Below are 22,968 nucleotides of genomic sequence, written 5' to 3'. Positions count from 1 at the left end.
CATGCAATGGAATCGTAAATATGATTATCCAAAATCTTCAAGAGCAACAGTTGATGGTATTAGAAGATACCTTTTGGGAGAAGAAAAATTACCAAGTGTTACTTCAATTTTAGATGTTACTAAATCCGAGGAGGATAAAGCAGCACTAGCAAATTGGAGAGAGAGAACAGGATATAAAGAAGCTGAAGCTATCACAAAAGCAGCAAGCAGCAGAGGCTCACAGATGCATAACTACTTAGAATCTTATTTGCTTGGGAGAGAAAATTTAAGTTTTTTTGATGATAATGAACAATATAAATTGATGGCAAAAGAAATAATAGATCATGGTTTAAAAAATAGATTGGAAGAAATATGGGGTGTTGAGTGTACACTGTACTATCCAGATAAATATGCTGGCACTGCGGATTGTGTTGGAGTTTATGAAGGAAGAGAAACAATTATAGATTTTAAACAAAGTAATAAACCAAAGAAAGCTGAGTATATCGATTCATGGTTATTACAAACCAGCGCTTATTCTTTGGCTCATAATGTTGTGTATAACTCTAATATCACTTCTTGTGTAATCTTGGTCTGCACTGTAGATAAATTATTCCAAGAATTTAAAATTCAAGGACATGATTTAATCATCTATCAAAATTTGTTTTTAGGAAGATTAAAAAAATTTCATGAACTATCTAATTTAACTTAAAATATATAAGAAAATATGGACAAATTTGTAATCTACGATACTGAAACAACTAATAGCACTATTTGGGGATCAATTATTGAGGTTGGAGCAGTTGTTGTTGATAAAAATTTAAATGAAATTGGTAAGTTAAATATCAGAGGCAGAATGCCAGAAGGAGAAGTGCCAAGTGCTAAAGCTCTATTGGTAAACTCAACAAGTATAGATTTACTTACCAAAGGAAACTATTCTCATTATGAATTTTTAGGAGCAGTTGAAAACTTCTTCTCTAAAGCTGCCCCAGCATTATTTATGGGCTGGAGTAATTTAAATTTTGATAGACGAATGTTCCATTTCAATTTCTTTAAGGGTAACAGATATCCTTACATTACTCATTCGTCTCCAAATAAAGAACACGATGGTCTTCATGTTGCAAGAGCTGCACAAACAATTAATTCTAAAACTTTAAAAACTGAATTAACAGATGCTGGAAATGAAAGTCTTGCTCTTGAAGGCTTAGCAAGACAACAAGGATTTGATACTTCCCAACAACATACTGCGTATCACGATGCATTTACTAGTTTGAAAATTTTAAGAATTATAAAAGAAAAGCATAATGATAATTGGGAAAAATTTTTAACCACTTCCACTAAGAGTAGTGTGGAATCTATTTTAAAAGGAAAGGGTATTTATTCAATTTTTGAAAATGTTAAAGGAAGAAATATGATGTATTTAGTATCAACATTACATCCAGAGCATTGTTTTCATCCATCTTATGCTTCCTGGGGATATCTTTGGGACTTAAGAAGAGATCCAGAACCTTTTTTAAACATGTCTGTTAATGAGCTTAAAGCTAATCTAAAAAAAATAAGTCCTAAAGCTTTAAGGGTTATTAAAACAAATAAAGCGCCTGTAGTATTAGATAAAAAATTTGCTTTAAAAGAAAAAGCTTATGCAGATCTTGATTTAGAGACAATTCAAAAAAGAGCCAAATTAGTTAGATCTAGCGAAAACCTATGCAAGAATATTCAAATCATTAATAGGGAAGCTGCAGAAGAAAAGGCTCAAACTCAAAATCAAGAAGATTTACTTCCTGAGGAAACATTGTATGAGAAATTTGTTCCAAACAAAGATACTGCTTTATTCAAAACTTGGCACAGTTCATCATGGGAAGATAAATTAAGATTATTAGATAAATTTCAAGATAAAAGATGTGCATGGTTTGGGCAAAAAATTATTTACCAAGAAGCACCTCACGTATTGCCACCTGATTTATATAAAAATATTAAAAGTGAGATAGCTAGAAGAATTTTAAGTAAAAATAGAGAAAAGTGGCAAACTATAGCAATGGCTTACACTGAAATAGACACCTTGAGAGACCAAGCATCTAATAGAGATGATGAAGAAGAACTAAAAAAATTGGATGAAATAAATGAATTTATTATGTCTATTGAAAAAAAATATGAAATTGCATAGTTGACTTTAAAACTTTAATTTATAGAAAGGATTTATGCTTATAGATTTTAAAGATGAAGATTTTGAAAGTAAAATCAAAAATGAAGATGTTTCAGTAATCCAGTTTTCAGCTGCTTGGTGTGGACCTTGCAAAGCTTTAAAACCAGTGATGGATAAATTAGCTGATGAATACAAAGGTAAAGCTGGTTTTTATTATGCTGATGTAGAAGATGGTGGAATTAACACTGGAAGTGCAGCTGGCATAAGAGGCGTACCAACTGTTATTATTTACAAAAAAGGTGTTGAAGTAGATAGAAAAGTTGGTGGGGTACCTGAAAGCCACATGAAAGAATTTTTAGAAAAAAATATCTAATTCAAATTAAGTATTTCTCCAGCTAGATAAAGAGAACCTGTAATTAAGATTATATCGTTTTTCTTGACCGAAATAGACTTGATTGCATCAAATATATTTTCTTTGTACTGAACATTTTTGAATGAATTTAGTTTGTTTTTTAAGTCTTTTCCGCCAATTGAATTAGGTTGGTTTGGAATATCAATAGTGGTCAAGGTTGAGATATTTTTAAAATAACTAATATACTCATTATGATCCTTGTTGGACATCATACCTAAGATTATGTGTTTATTACAATCTAAAGTTTGGAGATATTCATTTACCACTCGAGCTCCATCAGGGTTATGATCCCCAGAAATTAATAATGTATTATTTTTTACAAGTTTTTTTAGTTTTCCAGATTTAATTTCCTGTAATCTTGCAAGATTATGTATTTTTTGAATACCATTTTCTATTTCAGTATTTTGAATTCCAAGATTTAAAGTTCTTATAGTTGCAATAGCAGTTGATATATTTTCTAGTTGAAACTGACCAAGAACGTTCGGTAGAGGAAGTTTCAAACCTCCCAATTTATCCTCATAGTAAAAAAAACCATTCTCTTGAATTGAATAACTATAGTCTTCATTAAAAAATAACTTATTTGAAGAGTTGTGTTTAATAGTTTTTTTAATACATTCCATTGTCTCTTTTTTATTTTGCTTTGCGATAACAATATTTGAATTAAGTAAGGCTGATGTTTTTTCAAAAACAATTTTCTCAATTGTTTGATTTTCTTTTGGAAGCCAGTCGAGATGGTCTTTACTTATAGATGTTACTATACTTGCAAGATTACTCTTTAAAATATTGGTAGCATCAAAACGATGGAATAAACCACTTTCTATTAAGTTGATATTGTCAGGATATTGGGCAGATTTATAAAAAAAACAAGCTGATAACATTTCAAAAACAGTTATTGGTTCGTTATTATTAACTTTTTCAACCTCTTCTAATAAATCAGCTAATTCCTCGTCATTTAATTCCTGATTATTAAATACAAATCTTTCATTAATTTTTTGTATATGTGGGCTCGTATATACATTGCATTTTAAATTCTTCTCCTTAAGAATCGCATAAATAGCCTGTATGGTAGAGTTCTTTCCATTAGTTCCAACAACTGATATGGCCTTAATTTTATCTTGGGGATTTCCTAATTTTTTACAAAGATTTTGAATTCTATCTAAAGATAAATCTATTTCTTTAGGATGCAACTTTTGAAAATTGCTGAGTATCTTCTGAAGTTTCATTTTGCTCAGAACTTATAGCAGAATTTTGTTTTAACAATATTGATAATAAAGTTCCTATTTTAGATCTTAGATCTCTTCTCTCTACGATTAAATCAACAAACCCAGTTTTCTCAACATACTCACTTTTTTGAAAACCTTCAGGCAATTCTTCTTTTACTGTACCTTGAATAACTCTTGCACCTGCAAATGCAATTAAAGCGCCTGGCTCTGCAATATGAATATCTCCTAACATTGCATAGGAAGCGGTTATTCCTCCTGCGGTCGGATCTGTAATACAAACTAAGTATGGCAAACCATTTTTCTTTAATTCATTAATTGCAAGTGTGGTTCTTGTCATTTGAGATAATGAAATTAAACTTTCCATCATCCTCATTCCTCCACCAGCACTTATACATATAAATGGCGTTTGATTTTCTATTGCATTTTGAATTCCATATAAAAATGCTTCACCCTCTGCAGCAGCCATTGAAGCTCCTAAAAAGTCAAAATCAGATGCAACAGCTGTTACTTTAATATTATTGATTGTCCCAGATGCAACCATCATTCCACAATCTAATCCAGTTTTCTTACGAGCACTTTTTAATCTATCTTTGTATGATCTAGAGTCTGTCCAATTTAAAGGATCATCTTTTGGAATGGGTGTTTTAAAAACTTCATAGTTGTTTTTTCCAAACAAAATATCAAATCTTTGTTTTGGTTTAATTCTATGATGCTTATTACAATCTGGACATACCCAAAGGTTTGCTTCTAAATCTTTCTTTAGAATTGGTCCACGACAACAACTTGTCCATTCACTTTTTGCGATATCTTCTTTAGTAGCTCGTTCACGTATAGCAGTTTTTATCTTTTCACCTGCTTTAATAATTTTGGTTATCCAGTTCATTGAATTTTATTTCTTAATCTTTTTACGATATTAGTAACATTTGTGACAGTATTTTGTCTTCTTTCAATTGATTTAGATATTTCCTTACATATCGCACTACCAACTACAAGACCATCAGCTTTTTTAAGAGATTTAATTGTCTTTTCTGTAATACCAAAGCCAATCACCACATTTTTTGATTTATTTTGATTTTTAATTTTATTGTATCTTTCCAAGATTTTCTTTGGGGAAACTTTTAGTTTACCCCCTGTAGTTGATAACATGCTAATATAGTAAACCATATCATGCGAGTCCTTTATTATTTTTTTTAATCTAATTTGAGAAGTAGTAGGTGAGACCAGCTGTATAAAATTCACTCCATTCTTTTTACATCTTGATGCAAAACTTTTGTTTTCAGGATAAGGCAAATCTACAACAATTAGTCCATCTACTTTTGATTTTTTACATTTATCTAAAAATTTATTTTCATTGTACTGAAATATCATATTGTAATAACCCATTAGTATAATTGGAGTATTTTTTTTTGATTTTTTAAAATTTTTTGCAATTGAAAATACATCGTTAATTTTTATACCGTTTTTAATTGCTCTATAGGCACTAGTCTGGATTTGACCTCCATCAGCTATGGGTGTGTTGTGAGGAAAGCCCAATTCACAAATATCAGCATAGTCTGAAATAGACTTAAGAATTTCTAAAGATTTTTTTTTAGTATTATCACCTGCAACTGTATAAGTCAGTAAGGCAGGTCTGTTTTGTTTTTTTGCATTTAAAAAAGCTTTTTTAAGTAAAGAGCTCATTAATATTTTCCCAATCTTTCTCTTAAAATATCTCTATCTTTTTTTGCATCACCACAAGAGTTAACAATTATAATTGTATCTTTGCTTAATTTTGGAGCAATTTTTATTGCCTCAGCAAAAGCATGACTTGGTTCTAAACTTGGATTAAGTTTTTCAAATTTAGTTACCATTACATGTGCATTAAGTGCATCCTCATCTGTTGCATAAGTATATCTTGCTCTTTTAGTATCTTTTAAAAAGCAATGAATAGGACTAACTCCAGGATAATCTAAACCAGCACTTATAGATTCTGTATCATTAATTTGTCCTTCATTATTTTGGCAAACATAGGAAGCTGCTCCGTGCAAAATACCCACTTTTGCGTTTCTACTTAGTGGTGCTGCATGAAGTTTAGATTTTTTAGGACCTCCAGCTTCTACACCAATTAATTCTATTTGTTTTTTATCAAAATCAATAAACTCACTCCAAAATCCATATGCAGAACTACCACCTCCAACACAATTAATTAACTTAATTTTATTTGGAATTTTTTTAAATTCTTCTTTAAGCTGTGTTCTTAATTCTCTAGAAATTTGTGCAGTTGACCAACCACATATTTTTACAAAGATATTCGGTCCAACAGTACTACCAACACACATGTGTGTATTATCACAATTAGATACCCAATATCGCATGCATTCACTAACTGCATCAACTAAAGTCTGACTTCCAGAATAAACTGGTACTATTTCTGCACCGTTTTTTCTCATAGCGTCACAATTTGGTTTTTGTCTTTTAATGTCTTTAGCACCCATAAAAATTTTACATTTAAGCCCAAATTTTTTAGCTGCCATACTTAACATTTTTCCTGCATATCCAGCACCAGTATCGCCAACGATATATTTTTTACCCATAGCTTTGCAAATTAGTGCATGAACAGTGGCATTATAGATTTTATGCGCACCTCCATTTGCTTCAGAAACAACTTTTGCCCAAATTTGAGCTCCACCTAAATGATTGGACAAATTTTCTAATTTCACAAAAGAAGTTGGAGATCCAATATAATTTTTAAAATAATAATCTCTTTTTTTTAAAAAGGCTTTATTATTTCTAAGTTTCTTAAATTCTTTTGTTAAATCCTCTACTGGTTTTTTTAAAGTTTCTGGTATAAAACTGCCTCCAAATTTTCTTCCCCAAAAACCTTGTTGATCGTGTTGGTCAATTAATGGAACACCTTTTTTAAGCTTCATTTTTAATTTCATTAACTTTATTTAAAAAAAATTCTATTTTGGTTAAGTCTTTTAATCCAGATGTTTCTACACCACCAGATAAATCTATAAAATTTGCCAAATTTTTGAAATTTTTAAGCTCTTCATTGTATTGAATATTTCCAGCAATCATCAATTCCTTATTTAATTTGATATTTTTAATCAAGTTATGATCAAAAGACTGACTTTTCTCGTAGCCCTTACTATCAAATAAATAAATATCAGTATGATCAGAATATAATTTATAATTACTCAAATCAGACTTTGATTTTATTGTGAAAGCTGTAATAATTTTCTTTTGATATTTTTCTTTTATCTCTTTTATTTCCTCTGGTGTACAATCATATAGTTGATAGTAATCAAAAGGTAAATTTTTAATTTTCTCTAAAATACTTATGTTTGGTTTTACCAGAACAGCAACATAGTAACTTTGTTTTGGATTATTTATTAAAAGTTTTTTTAAATTTTCATATCCAACGTATCTAGAACTTTTTGGATAGTTGCAAATAAATCCAATAAATGTTGGTGGGTAAGGGTGATTAATTAAAAAATTTAAAGTATCAGGATCAGAAATCCCACAAATTTTACAACCCTTAATCATCAGTATAAATGATTAATTAATTTTTTAATATTATTCTTAATATTACCTTTTGTAAGAGATCTTCCAATTACCACTCCTGAAACTTTACTTTTGAAAGCATCTTTTGGTGTCATTACTCTAGCTTGATCATTTAAATTATCACCTGGCAATCTTATACCAGGTGTGATGACTAATAAATTTTTGTATTTTTTTCTAATCATTTTTGCTTCTTTTGCAGAACAAACTATCCCATCACATCCTGATTTTTTAACAATACCAGCTTGCTTTAAAACTAGTTGGTCAACTGTTTTAGTATGACCAATTTCTTTTAATGATTTATTGTTAAGACTAGTCAACACAGTAACTCCGAGTACTTTTAAATTTTTATTAATTTGTTTAGTTTTTTCCTTGATAGCTTTAAGCATATTAAGTCCACCATTTGCATGCACAGTAATGTATTTACATTTTTTTAAATCTTTCAAACTATCAACTGCTGAAAGAGCTGTTTGTGGAATATCATTTATTTTTAAATCCAACCAAAAATCTGATTTGTATTTTTCTAAAAATTTTCTTCCATTTTTTGAGTAAAAAAACTGTAATCCAAATTTTGGAATAATTTTTAACTTTTTTGTATTAATATTTTTAAGAATTTTCTTTATTTGATCTAAATTTGAAGTATCACATGCAACGAAAATAATTTTATTCTTCATTATTGATCTTTTTAAACATTTCCTTGCTCATTTTCCATGATATTACTTTCTTTTGAGGAACTGCAACTTTTTCGCCAGTTTTTGGATTTCTTCTAATGGAGGCTTTTTGAATCTTAACTCTAAATGTTCCAAAATTTCTTAATTCAACTCCATCTCCTCTACGAAGTGATCTTTTTATTTCATTTAAAATTATATCAGTAAATTTCTCTAAATCTTTTTTTAAGAAATTTGGGTAGTTTTGAGAGAGTTGTTTTAGAAGCTTTGATTTTACAATAGCCAATTTATAACTTCTTCAATTATTCTTTCTCTTCTTCTTTTTTCTTTAAATCCTCAGATAGCGATGAAAAAGGTAGGTTTTTACCAGAACCTTCAGATCCATATTTTTCAAGAGCTTCTTTTTTCTCAATTTCTTCAAGTAATCTAATGCTTAATGTTACTTTTCTCTTATTCATGTCCAAATCTGCGATCGCACAGTCTAATTTTTCACCACCTGTCCATCTACTTGGTCTAGAATCAGCAGCATTAATTGCTATTGCAGATTTTTTAATCTGGAAGTCCATTTCACAACCTTCTGGTCTTACTATAAGTCCTTTGTTATCAGTTGAAACAACTTTAACAGTTATTGTTTGATTTTTTGACTTATCTTTAAACCAGTCAAATGGATCTGCTTGAGTTTGTCTTAAACCAACTCTAATCTTTTGTTCCGAAGATTTTATTTCCAATACTTTAACTTTAAGCTTATCACCTTTTTTATACTTAGACAGTTCTTCTTCACCATTATTTAAATAAGTTAAATCATTGCAATGTAAAAAAGCATCAATATCTAAATCTTCAATTTTAACAAATAAAGAGTATTCATTTTTATTTACAACTTCTCCTTCAACAATTGTACCAACAGGATATTTTTTCTCAAATGTTTCAAAAGGATTATCTTGAGTTAATCTATGTGAAATAGCAACTCGTCTTTTGTCTTTGTCAATTTCAGTAATTACACAATCTATTTCATCTCCAACTTTAAACATTTTTTTTGCTGAAATATTTTTTTTCGTCCAGCTTAGTTCGCTTGAATGAAGCAAGGTTGTTAAGCCTGGTTCTAGCTCACAAAAAGCTCCAAAGTCCATTAATTTTACTACTTTAACTTTATAGATTTTATTTAATTCGTAATTTTCAATATGCTCAAAGGGATCTGGTGATAATTGTTTTACCGAACATCCAACCTGTAATTTTTCTTTATCAACACTGATAACTTTTAGGTCGTGTTTTTCACCTATATTAAATACTTCATCAGGATGATTTACTCTTGAATAAGAAATTTCTTGTAAATGAACCAATACATCTAATTCACCATTCACATTAAAGAAGCAACCAAATGAACTATATCCTTTTACTTCAGCACCTTTTATAATGTCACCAACTTTGTATTTTTCAACAATTTTTGCTTTATCCTCTTTTTTGAAAGATGAAATTATTTCTCTTCTAGATACGCAGGCATTACCTCTAACCTTATCTAGTTTGATAAGCGCAAATTTTTGTGGTTCATTCATTAAATGACTTATGTCTTTTAAAGGTTTATCACTAATTTGTGAACCAGGTAAAAACATAAGTGAGCCAGTGTCTATATGCTCAACTATGCATCCACCTTTGCACTTGGATGTAATTTTTCCCATGATAGGTTCATTTTTTTCGTACGCTTCAACTAATTTATCCCAACCTTTAATTTTTTGAGCTTTACTAGCAGAAACCAAAACTTCACCATGTTTATCTTCAATTTTTTCAAGTAAAACTGGAATAGTTTCACCAACTTTAATTCTTTCAGAAAGACCCATGCTTTTTAATTCATTAATATCAAGAACAGGTTCTGATTTTAAACCTTCAACAAATAAAAATACAAATTTCTCAGTAATTTTATTTATTTTACCTTCAATTATTTTACCTTCTTCTATTTGAACTTTTGAAAGCTGACTACTTAGTAATTTTTCGAATTCTTGAGATGCTGGATTAGATAAATCTTTGTAAATTTCCATTAATTATTTGTTTTCCTGTCTATTATTTTTTTTATTTTTAAAAAACATGCCCTTTTATTAAGGTTTGTCGTATTAATCAATAGTGAATCTTTTGTTTTCTTCAATGGAGATATTTTTCTATTAAAATCGCTTTTATCGCGTTTTTTAATGCTTTTTAAGACTTCTTGATAAGTTATCTTTTTTTTTAAACCCTTTAATTCCTTAAATCTCCTTAATGCTCTAGTTTTTATATTTGCAGTTATATAAAATTTAAAGTCAGCGTCAGGAATAATATTGTATGTAATATCTCTGCCATCTAAACATGAACCTTTGTATTTTTTAGGTGGGTTATATGCAAAATTGATTTGAAAAGAATGAACCATTTTTCTTATTGATTTAATTTTAGAAATTATGGAAGCTTCAGTTCCAACTTCATCAGACAATAAATTATTGTCTGAGAGATCTTTTATTTTTAATAACTTAATTTTTGATTTTATAAATTTATAATTAAATTTTTTTGGGTGTTTAATTCTTAGATAGGCAATAAATCTATAAATTTTTCCAGTATCAAGATAAAATAAATTATAATGTTTCGAAATAGCTTTTGCCAAAGTCCCAGCACCTGCTGCAGCAGGTGAATCTATAGCAATTTTTAAAACATTTTTTCTTTTAATCATTTTTTAAATCTTTGATAATTCTCAAAAAATTTGGGAACGAAGTGTTAATTGAGTCTTTATCGTGAATAGTCCATTTTCCACCAAAACTTAAGGCTGCTATCAAACTTGTCATAAAAACTCTATGATCTTTTAAATAATTTTTAATTATAATTTTTTTATTAAAGTCTAAATTTAAATCAGGATTGCCATAGATTTTAATGGAGTCATTTGTTGTGATTGTTTTTACTCCTAAACTTGCCAAAATTTTTTCAGCCCATTTTAATCTTGGACTTTCTTTCTGATTTAGTTCGCTAAGATCTCTAAAATAAGAAACACCCTTGGCTTTTGCGGCAACTAAAAATATAACTAAAAATTCATCAATTGCACCACTATTTAATTTAGGAGGGCAATTAATTGCTCTTATATTTTTTGCACTTACTATTTTTATGTCAGCCTTTTTTTCACCTTTATAAGTTTTTTGATTTTTAAAAATTATTCTTACACCCATTTTTTTTAAAATAGTTATGATACCAATCCTGGATGGATTTATATTTACATTTTTAATTATTAACTCAGAATTTTTAGACAATGCAGTTAGAACGATGAAGAATGCACTAGAACTAATATCAGATGGAATATCATAGTTTAAAGTATTAATTTTTTTTACTTTTTTAATTTTAATTTCATCAAAATTTTTATTTTTTTTAATACTTATTGGTAATTTCAAATATTTACATAATAGCTCAGTATGGTTTCTTGATTTTTTTGCTTTAATAGTTGTTGCTCCATCAGTTCTCATTGCGGCAAAAATAATTGAACTTTTACACTGAGCTGAACCTTTGTTTTCATAGTATTTAATTGGTTTCAGGTTAGATGATCCATAAATTTTTAATGGTAAAAAATTATTACTCCTTAATTTAAATTTAACTCCAAATTTGCTTAAAGGATCTGATACTCTTTTAAAATCTCTTTTTGATAAACTTTTATCTCCTATTAAACTTATTGGCTTTGGAGAATTTACCAATAGACCAAGAATAAGTCTTCCAAGAGTCCCTGAATTTTGAGCATCTATTGTGAGGTTTTTTTTATAATTATAGCCATTAATCCCTTTTCCATAAATTTTACATTCTTTTTTTTTTATAATTACTTTAATTCCCAATTTTTTTACTGCCTCTATTGCAGCCAATACATCTTCAGACATCAAAAGATTTTTCGCTTTTGATGTTCCTTTTGCCAACGAGGAAAAAAGTACCCATCTAATACTTAAACTTTTATCACCTGGAACAATTATAGTTTTTTTAAAGTATCCAATTTTCTTTTCTATCTTTACGATGTTTGTCATAAAGAGTTAATTGAACTTAAAGTTGTCACCAAAATATGCATTTTTAGCATTAGTATTATTAACTAAGTTAGAAGGTGTATCTTGTGCAACTATTTTTCCATTACTTAAAATCATTGCCATATCAACACAAACCAAGAGGTCTCTAGCTTGATGGTCACATATACAAATTGTAATTCTATGTTCGCTTTGCAAATTAACGATTATTTCTTGCAACATTTTAATAGTCAATACATCTAATGCTGCAAAACATTCATCTAAAAGCAAAACTTTTGGTTCACTTAATAAAGACAGTGCAATAACTAATTTTTTTTTTTGACCTCCAGATAAAAATTTTGCTTTAATATCTTTAAGATTATCAAGTTCAAATTTTGAAACTAAATAATCAATTCTTTCTGTTCTAAAATTTTTATTTTCCAAAACAATTTCACTTATTGCTTTTAAATTATCATGAAGTGTAAGGTCATTAAAAAAACCCCCATATTGTGGTACATATCCTACTTTGAATTTTTTAGTTCTCAAGTAGATAGGATAGTTAGTTACATCTTGACCTGCTATTTTTATTTTACCATTATTTGGACTAATTAAACCAGTAATTAGATTAAAAATTGTTGATTTTCCAACTCCATTAGGACCCAACATCCCAAAAATCTGACCCTCATTAATTTTGAAATTTAAGTTATCTAAGATCAATCTATTTCCATAAGAGAGTGAAATATTATTAAATTCTATAATAGAATTAGTATTTTTGAATGACTTTATCCTAAATTTTTTAATTATAGCCATTAGTTTTTACTTTTTATGTTTACTTTCTTTTTACTTTCATGCATGAATATTTTGGTGTCTTTAGTTTCAATATTTATCTCAATGACATCAGCTTTTAGTACATTTTCTAAATTATTATAAGTTACATTTTTAGAGATTATCATAGAATTTCTTTCTAAAGAAAAATCTAGATATTCTCCAGTAATTTTATTATTTAAATAGTTAATTATTACATTTTTTGAAAAAATAGTATCATAATTTTCTGAATTATATTTTCCGAAATTAGAAACAATTATGACATTATCTGATCCAATTAGTTTAATTGTAGCTTTAACTTTTTTAAGAAAAATAATATTTGGATTAGAAAAATCTATTTCTCCCTCTTTAGCTTTTATGAAATATTCATTACCGTCTTTATCTTTGGTTGAATATTCAACATCTTTAATTAAATTAGAATTATAAATTATTTCGCTCTCTTCTTTTTGGACTATTTTAGAATTATTTTTTTTTAAGAATTTTATATAAATAAAAAAAACTATTATTGTGCATAATGAAATGATTAAAAAAATTTTTACAAATTTTTTATTAGCCATTTAAGAAATATTGGATTGCAAAATTGTATGAATGTGCAGGACACCAACTGTTTTTTGAGGCTGTTCTTTTTTATTAACTATAAGTGAAGTAATTTTTTTATTATTCATAATCGAAAGTGCCTTCGCTGCTAATTCATCTTTTTCTATGAATATTGGTTTTTTAGTCATAATTTCTTTGACTTTATGCAAGTGAAAATCAAATTTTTTCTCAGTATACCTTCTGATCTGTCCATCAGTAACTATTCCAACTGTTTTATTTTTATCATTTAAAACAATTAAAATACCTAATTTTTTTTCAGATAATATTTTTAAAGCTTTATTCATTTTCAAATTTTCTTTAACAAAGGGTATTTTATTTCCTGTAATCATTATATCTTCAACAGTTTTAAGTTGAGCACCTAAACTTCCTGCAGGATGAAGCTTTTTAAAATCCATTTTGCCAAATTTTTTATATTTCATCGATGCTATCGCAAGAGAGTCGCCTAAAGCTAATTGTGTTGTAGTACTTGCAGTTGGAACTATACCTTCAGCTTCATCAACTTTTGGAGTAAGTAATTTTATGTCTGAAGCTTTATAAAGAATAGAGTCTTTTTTTGAAACAATTCCAATTAATAAAATTTTATTTCTTTTTGCAAATTGAATAATATTTTTAAGCTCACTTGTATCCCCTGAATTGCTAATTAATATTAGAATATCTTTTTTAGAAATCATTCCTAGATCGCCATGAGAAGCCTCACTTGCAGCAAGACTAAATGAAGGTGTTCCAACTGATGCTAAAGTGGCAGCAATTTTTGAAGCAATTAGTCCACTTTTTCCAACACCACATAATATTACTTTTGATTGACAGTTAGCTATCTCAAAAACTGCTTCACTAAATGATTTGTTAATATTTTTTTTTAAGCTCTGTAATGCTTTTATTTCAAGATTAATTACATCTCTTGCTGTAGAAATAAATTTTTTATTATTCATTAATGTGACCAAATATCATCTCTAAATAGTGCAAGATCAAGATCAACTCTCGTTTTTAGAAATTTCAAACAATCATTGTAAAGTTGTATCCTGTTTTCACGTTCTAATATTTTTTTTAATTCATTATGAATTTTATGCAAATAAATTACATCATTAGCACAATATTTAAGTTGAGCTGGTGTTAATTCACCTCCAAAATCTGAACTCTGAAATTGTTTGCTAATATCTATATTTATAAATTCTTTTATTAAAGTTTTTAAAGAATGATTGTCAGAGTAAGATCGTGCAAGTTTTGAAGCGATTTTTGTATCTAAAATATTATTAGTTTCTGTTTTTAAATAATATTTAATATGGGCCATATCTGCACGTCCATAATGAAAAATTTTTGTTATATTTTCATTATTTAATAGCTTCACTAAATTTGGTGCTTGATAATTTTTTCTATCAAATTGAACTATATGAGCATCTGAGTTGCCTGAAGATACTTGAATTAAACACAACGGATCACGTCTGACATTTAGACCCATAAACTCACCATCTACGGCAATTATATTGCCTAAATTTAAATCATCTGGTAGATCATTTTTGTGCAATTGAATATTATTACTCATTTTTAAACATATATATATGAAAGCAAAAAATTGTCTAATTTTTGGTGGTAGCGGTCAAATTGGTCGAAATCTAATTAGGAAGCTTACAAAGAAGAATTACAAAGTAACTGTTGTTACGAGAAACATTCATCAAAAAAGCTACATCATAAAAACTCAAGCAAATGCAGGTTATATAGATATTGTTGAATCTAATATTTTTGAAGAACAAAAACTTAGAAAGCTTTTTGAAAATGCAGATATATGTATAAATCTAATAGGTATTTTATTTGAGTCAAAGAAAGGAAACACATTTAAAAATATTCACACCGTTTTTCCTTCTTTGTTATCTAAACTTTCAAAAGAATACAAACTTAAGCACCTTATTCATCTATCAGCACTTGGAATAAACGAGGCCACAGACTCTGATTATGCTAAAAGTAAATTAGAGGGAGAGGAAAGAATTCTTAGAAATTTCCCGTTAGCCACAATTATAAGACCTTCTATTGTGTATTCAGTAGACGATAATTTTACTACAAATTTTATGACACTTTTAAATAGATTGCCAATATTTCCACTCTATTATCAAGGTAAGACAAAGTTTGCTCCAATTCATTGTTCAGACCTTACTGATGTTATTTTAAATGTAATTTCAAATGATGTTAATTCCAAAATAATTGAATGTGTTGGTCCAGAAATAATTACATTTAAAGAAATATTACAAAAATTATTAAATTTAATTGGAAAGAAAAGATTGTTAATACCAATGCCTCTACCAATAGCACAAATTTCAGCGAGATTTTTTGAAATTATGCCGAAACCACTTTTGACTAGAGATCAATTAAAACTTCTTAAATATGATAATGTTTTATCTGGAAAATATAAATCTAATTCTGACATATGTGTGCCAGGTTTGAGATACTTCGATGATGAAGTTAAGAGATATTGCTATATGTGGAGGGAAGGTGGTCAATTTTCCACAGAAAAATATAATTCAGATAATATAGATATTAAAACGAGTTAAGTTTCTAAGCAGATTGAATTTTCTTTTCAATAAATTCTGGAACTTCCTCTTTTTCTGTAACTTCTTCTTTTTTACCTTTTGGTTGATAAGCATAAAGTAAATGAAGTTTGCAATAAGAGAAATCTTTTAAAGAGGATCTGCCACAAAAATAAAATTCTTTTTCATCTGGATGACCTATTGGCCACTTGCATGAATTCTCATCTAGTTCTTCTAATTGTTTAGGATTTTCAGGTTCAAAATCTTTTTCGATAATCAATGATTTAAACTTACTTTTACGACCTCTTTTTGATTTAACGTTATTCTGCTCAATTGAATTTTCGAAATTTTTATTTGAAGTTGCAGTTCTTGTTTTTATTTTTGCTGAAAGATTTAATCTATGAGCTTTTCCAATTACTGCGTTTCGACTAATACCACCAATGATCTCAGCTATTTGACTAGCTGTATTGCCTTTGCCCCATAATTCCTTTAATTTTGAAACTTTTTCTTCAGTCCAACTCATATCTATATATTGTGTTAATTAATTTTAAAATGACAATATACTGTTATTAATTTAATTGAAACAATGAAAAAATTAGAGTTATCAACAATAAAAGCTTAGCTCAAATAAAATTAGTTTTTCAATCATAACTTGTATCTATGAAATAAAATTTATAAAAACAAATTTAATTTATGAGCAATTTAGCAAAAAATTATAACAGAAAAAAAATTTCATTTAAGTATGGTAAGGGAAGCTATCTTTACTCCACTGATGGAAAAAAATATCTTGATTTTGTTATGGGTATTGCCGTTAATTCTTTAGGTCATGCTCATCCAAGTTTAATCAAAACTATAAACAACCAATCAAAAAAGCTTTGGCATGTATCAAATGCTTTTCAAATTCCTGAAGGAGAAAATCTAGCAAAAAAACTATGTAAAAAAACATTCGCTGATTATGTGATGTTTCAAAATAGTGGAGCAGAAGCTACTGAGGCAGCCATTAAAGTTGCTAGAAGATATTTTTTTTCAATAGGTAAACCAAATAAAAATAGAATTCTTTGCATTAAAAATTCATTTCATGGAAGAACATTAGCTGCAATTTATGCAAGTGGTTCTAAAAAAATGACAGAAGGATTTGGCCCTAAAGTAAAAGGATTTGATCACTTTATTTTTGGAGACCACAAAGCATTAGAAAAGAAAATCACAAAAGATACTGCAGCTATAATGGTAGAAACGATAATGGGAGAGGGAGGAATTAAAGTTATTCCAGATTTCTGTTTAAAAGAGCTTAGAAAATTGTGTGATAAGAAAAAAATTCTTTTAATTCTGGATGAAGTTCAATGTGGAATAGGCAGATCAGGAGATTTCTTTGCATTTGAAAAATCTAAAGTAAAACCAGATATAGTTCCAATAGCCAAAGGAATTGGAGGCGGGTTTCCAATAGGAGCTGTTCTTATGAATAAAAAAGTAGCCGTAGGGATGACTCCTGGCACCCATGGCTCGACATTTGGAGGCAACCCACTTGCTATGTCTGTTGGAAATAAAGTAATGGATATAGTTTCAAATAAAAAGTTTTTAAATAATGTAAAAAAATTATCTAAATATTTTTTATTAAACCTTAATAAAATTAAAGAAAAATATCCTAGTATTATTAAACAAATAAGAGGAAGAGGTTTTCTAATTGGTATACAGTTACATCAAGATCAGACAAATTTTATTAAAAAATTAATGGAAAATAAATTATTAACTATTCGTGCTGCTGAAAATGTTGTCAGAATTTTACCACCTCTTAATGTTAAAAAAAGTGAGATTGATGAAGCTTTAAAAATTATAAATAAAGTTTGTAGTCAATTTAAATTATAATGAAACATTTTATAAACTTAAAAGATATTCCCAGTAAAGATTTAAGAAAAATAATTACTGATGCAAAAAAAAGAAAAAGCTCTCGAAAAAAACTTAATACATTAGAGACGGACAAAGGTGCTCCATTAAAAGGTAAAATTTTGATCCAAATGTTTGAAAAACCAAGCCTGAGAACAAGAATGAGCTTTTATTTAGCAATAAAACAGCTTGGAGGAGGTACTGTAACACTTAGATCTAATGAACTTCATTTAGGACAAGGTGGCGAAAGTATATCAGATACAGCGAAGGTTCTATCAACTTATGGTGATGGATTTATGTTGAGAACAGATAGTGATAAAAAAATTGAGGATTTTAAAAAATATTTATCTATTCCGGTCATTAATGGTTTGAGCCCATCCTCTCATCCAACTCAAGTACTTTCAGATGTTTTTACAGTTGAAGAGATTAAAAAAAAACCTATTTCTAAATTAAATATTTGCTGGATTGGAGATTCAAATAATGTGCTAGATAGTTTAATTGCTGCCTCAGTTAAATTTTCTTTTAAATTAAGTATTGGTTGTCCAAAAAACTTTGAACCAGGAAAAGAAGTGAGAAATTGGGTTAAAAAAAATAAGAGAAAAATTTATATTTATAATGATCCAAAAAAAGCTGCTAGTGGAGCAGATGTAATTTTTTCTGATAAAGTTATTTCGTTAAATGACAAAGTAAACAAAAAGAAAAAAATTCAAGCATTTAAAAAATTTAAAATTGATAAAAAATTAATGAGTTTTGCAAATAAGAAATGTATTTTTTTACATTGTCTGCCTAGAGGTAATGAAGTTTCTGAAGATATTTTCTTAGGAAAAAAATCTCATGTATGGGTACAAGCTCTTAATAGAGTTCACGTTCAAAAAAGTATTTTGTTGTATTGTTTTGGAAAATTAAGGTAGTGGAACTGGGCTATCTGAATTTTCATTTAGATACTTAATTACCGAAGCTCTATCTGCTTCTTTTCTTAAGCCTGCATAAGCCATTTTTGTACCTTTAATATATTTTGCAGGTTTTTTTAGAAATCCATTTAGCTCTTCAAATGTCCATTCCTTTTCATAAGCAGCTAATGCTTTTGAATATTTATAATCTTCAACTGCTCCAGCTTTTCTTCCAACGACATTATATAAAGCTGGACCTATAGCATTTTTCCCACCCTTAATTATTGAATGACAGGCTGCACACTTTTTAAATATTTTTTCTCCACTTGCTATATCTCCCATAGCCATTAATGCTGCAATGTCGACTTTTTCCTCTGCAGTAGTTGTTGTAGAAGATGATACAGTAGATAGTTGTTCAACTTCCACCGTGTAACCTGGAGTTTCTGGTTTTTCTACATGAAAAATTACATCAGATAATTTTCCTATACCAATAACAAGAAGTGCTACCATTAGAACTGCAGCTACAATTTTGTTAATTTCAAAAGAATCCATTTTTATAAATTTAATTTTGAACGTATAACATGATAAATTAAAATTTGACTAAAATTTAATGTATAAATTTGCCTCTATTTTAATTAGTGATTGATGAAAACTCTTATAATTATACCCTCTAGATTATCTGCAACTAGGCTTCCAGGAAAACCATTATTAAAAATCAATGATATTTCAATTATTTCACATGTATTTAATAAGGCAAAAGAGGCAAATATTGGAGAGGTAATTGTTGCTGCAGAGGATCAAGAGATTGTCAATGATGTAAAAAATAATGGAGGAAATGCGATTTTAACAAGCAATAAACATAAAACTGGTACAGACCGAATATATGAAGCTTATCAAAAACTCAACTTAGATAATATTGATTTTATAATGAATCTTCAGGGTGATGAACCGGCAATAAATATTGAGGATATTACAAATCTAAACCAAATGATGATAGATCATAAAGCAAAAATAGGAACTCTGGCTGCTAAAGTTGAAGATAAATTAGATTTAACAAACGAAAATATAGTTAAAGTTATTACTGAAAATAATTTAGAAGATGACCGGTTTTCTAAAGCAAAAATATTTTTAAGGAAATCTGAATATACCTCAAATGTTTATCACCATATTGGAATTTACTGTTATTCATCTGAAATTCTTAAAAATTTTGTTGAATTACCACAATCAAAAAATGAAATTGAAAATAAATTAGAACAACTTCGAGCTCTAGATAATAATATCAAAATAAATGTTGCACTAGCAAGCAAAGCCCCTATAGGAGTTGATACAGAGGAAGATTATCTGGCCTTAAAAAAAATAATGGAATATAAGTCCTGATGGGTAAAATATATTTTCAAGGAACATTTGGAGCTTATTCTCATTTAGCAGCATTATCAATCGACCCTGATGCTGAAATTTTACCTTGTAAAACTTTTGATGATTGTTTTAATAAAGCTTCAGAAGAACCCGATTGTAGAATAATAATTCCAGAGTCTAATAGAATTACAGGAAATATAGGAATTGAATATTTAATCTTTAAACACAGGTTGAATATTTACCAAGAGCACTTTCAAAAAATCGAACATAATTTATTAGGTCAACAGGGAGCTAAACTGTCTGATATAAAAGAAGTTTATTCTCATGCACAGGGTTTGTCGCAATGTTCAAATTTCATAAAAGAAAATAATATTGCTGAACATATAAGAGCAGATACAGCTGGATCAGCTGAGATGATTTCTAAAACAAAAGACAAAAAACAAGCGGCAATAGCATCATCTTTAAGTGCTGAAATTTATAATCTTGATGTAATCAAGAAAAATATAGAAAATGAGAGTGGAAATTTAACAAGGTTTCTTGTTATGGGAAAAAATATATCTCAACCTGAGTTTGGAGATAAAAAATATATAACTTCATTCTTATTTAAACTAAAAAGTAAACCTGCAGCTCTTTATCAATCACTTGGAGGATTTGCTATCAATGGAGTAAATCTTACTAAGCTTCAAAGTTACCCTGAAAAAAATTCTTTCGACTCTTATTTTTTCTTATGTGATTTAGATGGACATATTGAAGATCCAAAGGTTCAAAAATCTCTTGAAGAGCTAGGCTTACATTGTGAAGATTTTCACGTCCTGGGTGTTTTTGAAGCTGATATTTTGAGACAAAAAAAACAATAATCTTTTCTTGTAGATTAGAAATTTTAACTGCTATAATAGAATTGGAGGCTAGAGGTGGATGCTGCTTGAACCCGACCAGATCTTAACGGAAGCAGTCGTAGAGACAGTTATTCAGGTTCTAGTCTCCTATAAAAATTTATGAATAACAATTCAAAAGTATTGGCTCTTAAATATAGACCTCAAATATTCGATGATCTTATTGGTCAAGAAGTTGTTGCTGAAACAATTATAAACTCAATAAAAGCTGACAAAGTACCTAATGCATATTTATTTACTGGAATTAGAGGGATTGGAAAAACTACAACTGCAAGAATAGTAGCAAAAGCCTTGAATTGCTCAAATGGTATTGAAAAAATGTGTATGGATAATTTGTGTGAAAATTGTCAGTCGATTGCAAATTCAAGTCACATTGATGTACTTGAAATGGATGCGGCCAGCAAAACAGGAGTTGATGATGTTAGAGATCTAATTGAGTTTTCCAGATACGGACCTACTTCAGCAAAGTACAAAATTTTTATAATCGATGAAGTTCATATGTTAAGTAAACAAGCTTTTAATGCTTTACTAAAAACATTGGAAGAACCACCTTCATATTTAAAATTTATATTTGCCACAACAGAAATAAAAAAGATTCCTATAACTGTCGTTTCAAGGTGTCAGCGTTTTGATCTTTCAAGGATTAAATCTTCTGAATTGTTAGATTTTATAAAAAAAATTAAAGATAAAGAAAAAGGAAAAATTACGGAAGACGCTCTAAAATTAATTGTAAAAATATCAGAGGGCTCAGTAAGAGATGCATTATCTCTATTAGATAGAGCGTTATTGAGTTTAGATAATGATAAAGAACTAGATTTAAATTCTGCTCAAAATATTTTTGGTTATTTTGATAAATCACAATTAATTGATTTATTTGAATTGATATTAAGAGGAGAAGAAGAAAAGGTAATAAAAATTTATAGAAAAATATATGATCAGGGAGTTGAACCAAAAATATTTTTAAATGATTTTTTAGAACTGTTGTATTACTTTAAAAATATAAATTCTTTAACTTTAGAAAGCACAAATTTTTCTCTCAATGATGAAGAATTTAACAAAATAAAAAATATTTCTAATCAAATCCAACCAGATGTATTAATTTTATTTTGGCAATTTTCTATCAAGTCATTAGAAGAATTAGATATTGTATCAAACCAACATTTATCAATTGAGATGTTTTTGATTAGATTAATGCATTTAAGTTCTGTAAAACAAGTTAAACAAATAGATACAAAACCTAAAGAAGAAAATTCAACTAGCAAAATTGAAATAAAAACAGAGAGTAAAATTATTGACCAAATAAAAAATATTTCTCAAGAAGAAAAAAAGAATCCTGAAATACAAACTGAAGTTAAAGCAGAAATTAAAACTCAAATTAATTCTTTTGATGAATTAATTGCTACTTGCACAAGTAAAAGAGAATTAAAACTTAAATTTGAATTAGAGAAAAATGTCAATTTGGTTAAATTTGAAAAAAATAGGATTGAGATTTCATTTAATGACAGCCTTGATAAAGATTTTGTAAAAGATCTTTCCACAAAGCTTTTTGAATGGACAAAAGAAAGATGGATTATCACACTTAGTAAATCAAAAGGAGATCTCTCAGTTAGAGAAAAGAAAGAAAATGAAAAAAAAATATTAATTGAAAAAGCTAAACAAACTGAAATTTATAAAAACTTTATGGAAAATTTTCCTGATGCAGAACTGGTAGATGTTAAATCGATAACTAAGGAGGATAAGGATAATGACTGATTTTAATAAAATATTAGATAAAGCAAAAGAACTTGAAGCAAAAATGAAAGAGAGTCAGCAAAAAATTAAGGAGATTAGAGTAGAGGGTGTTTCTGGCTCAAACTCAGCAAAAATCGTCTTGGATGGAGAAGGTGAAATGCAATCAATTAAACTATCAGATGAAATAATGAAAGAAGACAAATCAATAATAGAAGATTTAATTGTAGCTGCACATAATAACGCTAAATCGCAATTAAAGTCGAAAACATCAGAAGAGATATCAAAAGCTACAGGTGGATTTGGAATACCTGGTTTTAAGTGGCCACTATAGTAG

26 protein-coding genes are annotated in these 22,968 nt (G+C 28.4%); 10 read left to right on the top strand and 16 right to left on the bottom strand.

From position 1 onward, the window contains the following. The first annotated feature begins 1 nt into the window (after window position 1). The 3 genes from ACTTA0_RS00375 to ACTTA0_RS00365 are packed head-to-tail and all read left to right on the top strand — an operon-like array spanning window position 2 to window position 2,492. The gene (locus tag ACTTA0_RS00375) at window positions 2–688 is read left to right on the top strand and encodes a hypothetical protein (RefSeq protein WP_440675480.1); all 687 of its coding nucleotides are present in this window, start codon (window positions 2–4) and stop codon (window positions 686–688) included. Window positions 689–703: 15 nt separating this feature from the next. Then, the gene (locus ACTTA0_RS00370) at window positions 704–2,140 is read left to right on the top strand and encodes an exonuclease domain-containing protein (RefSeq protein WP_440675479.1); all 1,437 of its coding nucleotides are present in this window, start codon (window positions 704–706) and stop codon (window positions 2,138–2,140) included. 34 nt (window positions 2,141–2,174) lie between these two features. Then, window positions 2,175–2,492 (top strand): thioredoxin family protein, encoded by a 318-nt coding sequence (locus tag ACTTA0_RS00365; RefSeq protein ID WP_440675478.1) that lies wholly within the window; start codon window positions 2,175–2,177, stop codon window positions 2,490–2,492. On the opposite strand, the gene ACTTA0_RS00360 is transcribed toward ACTTA0_RS00365, so the two are convergent. Genes ACTTA0_RS00360 through ACTTA0_RS00295 form a run of 14 tightly spaced genes read right to left on the bottom strand, consistent with a single transcriptional unit; the run spans window position 2,489 to window position 14,907 of the window. Beyond that, entirely contained in the window at window positions 2,489–3,754 is a 1,266-nt protein-coding gene (locus ACTTA0_RS00360; RefSeq protein WP_440675477.1) for a bifunctional folylpolyglutamate synthase/dihydrofolate synthase, read from the bottom strand. The two genes, ACTTA0_RS00365 and ACTTA0_RS00360, sit on opposite strands and share 4 nt — an antisense overlap. Next, on the bottom strand, window positions 3,708–4,637 hold the full coding sequence (locus tag ACTTA0_RS00355; protein ID WP_440675476.1) for an acetyl-CoA carboxylase carboxyltransferase subunit beta: 930 nt from the start codon (window positions 4,635–4,637) through the stop codon (window positions 3,708–3,710). The genes ACTTA0_RS00360 and ACTTA0_RS00355 overlap by 47 nt, the downstream gene beginning before the upstream one ends. Continuing rightward, entirely contained in the window at window positions 4,634–5,434 is an 801-nt protein-coding gene (gene trpA / locus ACTTA0_RS00350; RefSeq protein ID WP_440675475.1) for a tryptophan synthase subunit alpha, read from the bottom strand. The genes ACTTA0_RS00355 and trpA overlap by 4 nt, the downstream gene beginning before the upstream one ends. Beyond that, entirely contained in the window at window positions 5,434–6,663 is a 1,230-nt protein-coding gene (gene trpB, locus ACTTA0_RS00345) for a tryptophan synthase subunit beta (RefSeq protein WP_440675474.1), read from the bottom strand. Before trpB ends, trpA begins: the two co-directional genes overlap by 1 nt. Then, on the bottom strand, window positions 6,653–7,282 hold the full coding sequence (locus tag ACTTA0_RS00340) for a phosphoribosylanthranilate isomerase (RefSeq protein ID WP_440675473.1): 630 nt from the start codon (window positions 7,280–7,282) through the stop codon (window positions 6,653–6,655). The genes trpB and ACTTA0_RS00340 overlap by 11 nt, the downstream gene beginning before the upstream one ends. Further along, window positions 7,282–7,971, bottom strand: a complete 690-nt coding sequence (gene pyrF, locus ACTTA0_RS00335; protein ID WP_440675472.1) for an orotidine-5'-phosphate decarboxylase — start codon at window positions 7,969–7,971, stop codon at window positions 7,282–7,284. The genes ACTTA0_RS00340 and pyrF overlap by 1 nt, the downstream gene beginning before the upstream one ends. Beyond that, complete coding sequence (locus tag ACTTA0_RS00330) at window positions 7,961–8,251, bottom strand: HU family DNA-binding protein (protein WP_440675471.1); 291 nt, start codon at window positions 8,249–8,251, stop codon at window positions 7,961–7,963. The genes pyrF and ACTTA0_RS00330 overlap by 11 nt, the downstream gene beginning before the upstream one ends. Window positions 8,252–8,267: 16 nt before the next feature. After that, complete coding sequence (locus ACTTA0_RS00325) at window positions 8,268–9,995, bottom strand: S1 RNA-binding domain-containing protein (RefSeq protein ID WP_440675470.1); 1,728 nt, start codon at window positions 9,993–9,995, stop codon at window positions 8,268–8,270. Then, complete coding sequence (cmk, locus tag ACTTA0_RS00320) at window positions 9,995–10,651, bottom strand: (d)CMP kinase (RefSeq protein ID WP_440675469.1); 657 nt, start codon at window positions 10,649–10,651, stop codon at window positions 9,995–9,997. Before cmk ends, ACTTA0_RS00325 begins: the two co-directional genes overlap by 1 nt. Beyond that, window positions 10,644–11,972, bottom strand: coding sequence for a 3-phosphoshikimate 1-carboxyvinyltransferase (gene aroA / locus ACTTA0_RS00315; RefSeq protein WP_440675468.1), 1,329 nt, complete (start codon window positions 11,970–11,972; stop codon window positions 10,644–10,646). The genes cmk and aroA overlap by 8 nt, the downstream gene beginning before the upstream one ends. A gap of 6 nt (window positions 11,973–11,978) precedes the next feature. Beyond that, complete coding sequence (locus ACTTA0_RS00310) at window positions 11,979–12,755, bottom strand: ATP-binding cassette domain-containing protein (RefSeq protein WP_440675467.1); 777 nt, start codon at window positions 12,753–12,755, stop codon at window positions 11,979–11,981. Continuing rightward, window positions 12,755–13,327: an LPS export ABC transporter periplasmic protein LptC gene (lptC, locus tag ACTTA0_RS00305; protein ID WP_440675466.1), complete on the bottom strand. Its 573-nt coding sequence runs from the start codon at window positions 13,325–13,327 to the stop codon at window positions 12,755–12,757. The genes ACTTA0_RS00310 and lptC overlap by 1 nt, the downstream gene beginning before the upstream one ends. After that, on the bottom strand, window positions 13,328–14,296 hold the full coding sequence (locus tag ACTTA0_RS00300) for a KpsF/GutQ family sugar-phosphate isomerase (protein ID WP_440675465.1): 969 nt from the start codon (window positions 14,294–14,296) through the stop codon (window positions 13,328–13,330). It lies immediately after the preceding gene. Next, complete coding sequence (locus ACTTA0_RS00295) at window positions 14,296–14,907, bottom strand: ribonuclease D (RefSeq protein ID WP_440675464.1); 612 nt, start codon at window positions 14,905–14,907, stop codon at window positions 14,296–14,298. The genes ACTTA0_RS00300 and ACTTA0_RS00295 overlap by 1 nt, the downstream gene beginning before the upstream one ends. A 16-nt stretch (window positions 14,908–14,923) precedes the next feature. On the opposite strand from ACTTA0_RS00295, the gene ACTTA0_RS00290 reads away from it, so the two are divergent. Then, the gene (locus tag ACTTA0_RS00290) at window positions 14,924–15,907 is read left to right on the top strand and encodes a complex I NDUFA9 subunit family protein (protein WP_440675463.1); all 984 of its coding nucleotides are present in this window, start codon (window positions 14,924–14,926) and stop codon (window positions 15,905–15,907) included. 4 nt (window positions 15,908–15,911) lie between these two features. Here ACTTA0_RS00290 and ACTTA0_RS00285 read toward each other — a convergent pair whose 3' ends face one another. Next, entirely contained in the window at window positions 15,912–16,406 is a 495-nt protein-coding gene (locus ACTTA0_RS00285) for a GcrA family cell cycle regulator (RefSeq protein WP_440675462.1), read from the bottom strand. 170 nt (window positions 16,407–16,576) lie between these two features. Between ACTTA0_RS00285 and ACTTA0_RS00280 the strand changes: the two genes are divergently transcribed. Together ACTTA0_RS00280 and argF are read left to right on the top strand one after the other, a co-directional pair. After that, window positions 16,577–17,746: an aspartate aminotransferase family protein gene (locus ACTTA0_RS00280; protein WP_440675461.1), complete on the top strand. Its 1,170-nt coding sequence runs from the start codon at window positions 16,577–16,579 to the stop codon at window positions 17,744–17,746. After that, window positions 17,746–18,675, top strand: a complete 930-nt coding sequence (gene argF / locus ACTTA0_RS00275; RefSeq protein ID WP_440675460.1) for an ornithine carbamoyltransferase — start codon at window positions 17,746–17,748, stop codon at window positions 18,673–18,675. Before ACTTA0_RS00280 ends, argF begins: the two co-directional genes overlap by 1 nt. Here the strand turns inward: argF and ACTTA0_RS00270 are convergent. Further along, complete coding sequence (locus tag ACTTA0_RS00270) at window positions 18,667–19,206, bottom strand: c-type cytochrome (protein ID WP_440675459.1); 540 nt, start codon at window positions 19,204–19,206, stop codon at window positions 18,667–18,669. The two genes, argF and ACTTA0_RS00270, sit on opposite strands and share 9 nt — an antisense overlap. 93 nt (window positions 19,207–19,299) lie before the next feature. Here ACTTA0_RS00270 and kdsB point away from each other — a divergent pair, with 93 nt between their 5' ends. The 4 genes from kdsB (at window position 19,300) to ACTTA0_RS00250 (ending at window position 22,965) form a co-directional block, all read left to right on the top strand. Then, window positions 19,300–20,031, top strand: coding sequence for a 3-deoxy-manno-octulosonate cytidylyltransferase (gene kdsB, locus ACTTA0_RS00265; RefSeq protein ID WP_440675458.1), 732 nt, complete (start codon window positions 19,300–19,302; stop codon window positions 20,029–20,031). Beyond that, window positions 20,031–20,867, top strand: coding sequence for a prephenate dehydratase domain-containing protein (locus tag ACTTA0_RS00260; RefSeq protein ID WP_440675457.1), 837 nt, complete (start codon window positions 20,031–20,033; stop codon window positions 20,865–20,867). The genes kdsB and ACTTA0_RS00260 overlap by 1 nt, the downstream gene beginning before the upstream one ends. 138 nt (window positions 20,868–21,005) lie before the next feature. Continuing rightward, window positions 21,006–22,655 (top strand): DNA polymerase III subunit gamma/tau, encoded by a 1,650-nt coding sequence (gene dnaX, locus ACTTA0_RS00255; protein WP_440675456.1) that lies wholly within the window; start codon window positions 21,006–21,008, stop codon window positions 22,653–22,655. Continuing rightward, entirely contained in the window at window positions 22,648–22,965 is a 318-nt protein-coding gene (locus ACTTA0_RS00250) for a YbaB/EbfC family nucleoid-associated protein (protein WP_262590178.1), read from the top strand. Before dnaX ends, ACTTA0_RS00250 begins: the two co-directional genes overlap by 8 nt. Window positions 22,966–22,968 lie beyond the last annotated feature (3 nt).

Source organism: Candidatus Pelagibacter sp. HIMB1593, assembly GCF_052047755.1.
In the GTDB taxonomy this organism is placed as follows: domain Bacteria; phylum Pseudomonadota; class Alphaproteobacteria; order Pelagibacterales; family Pelagibacteraceae; genus Pelagibacter.
Note: the sequence above shows the minus strand (reverse complement) of the source record. Positions and strands in the feature narration are given on the sequence as shown.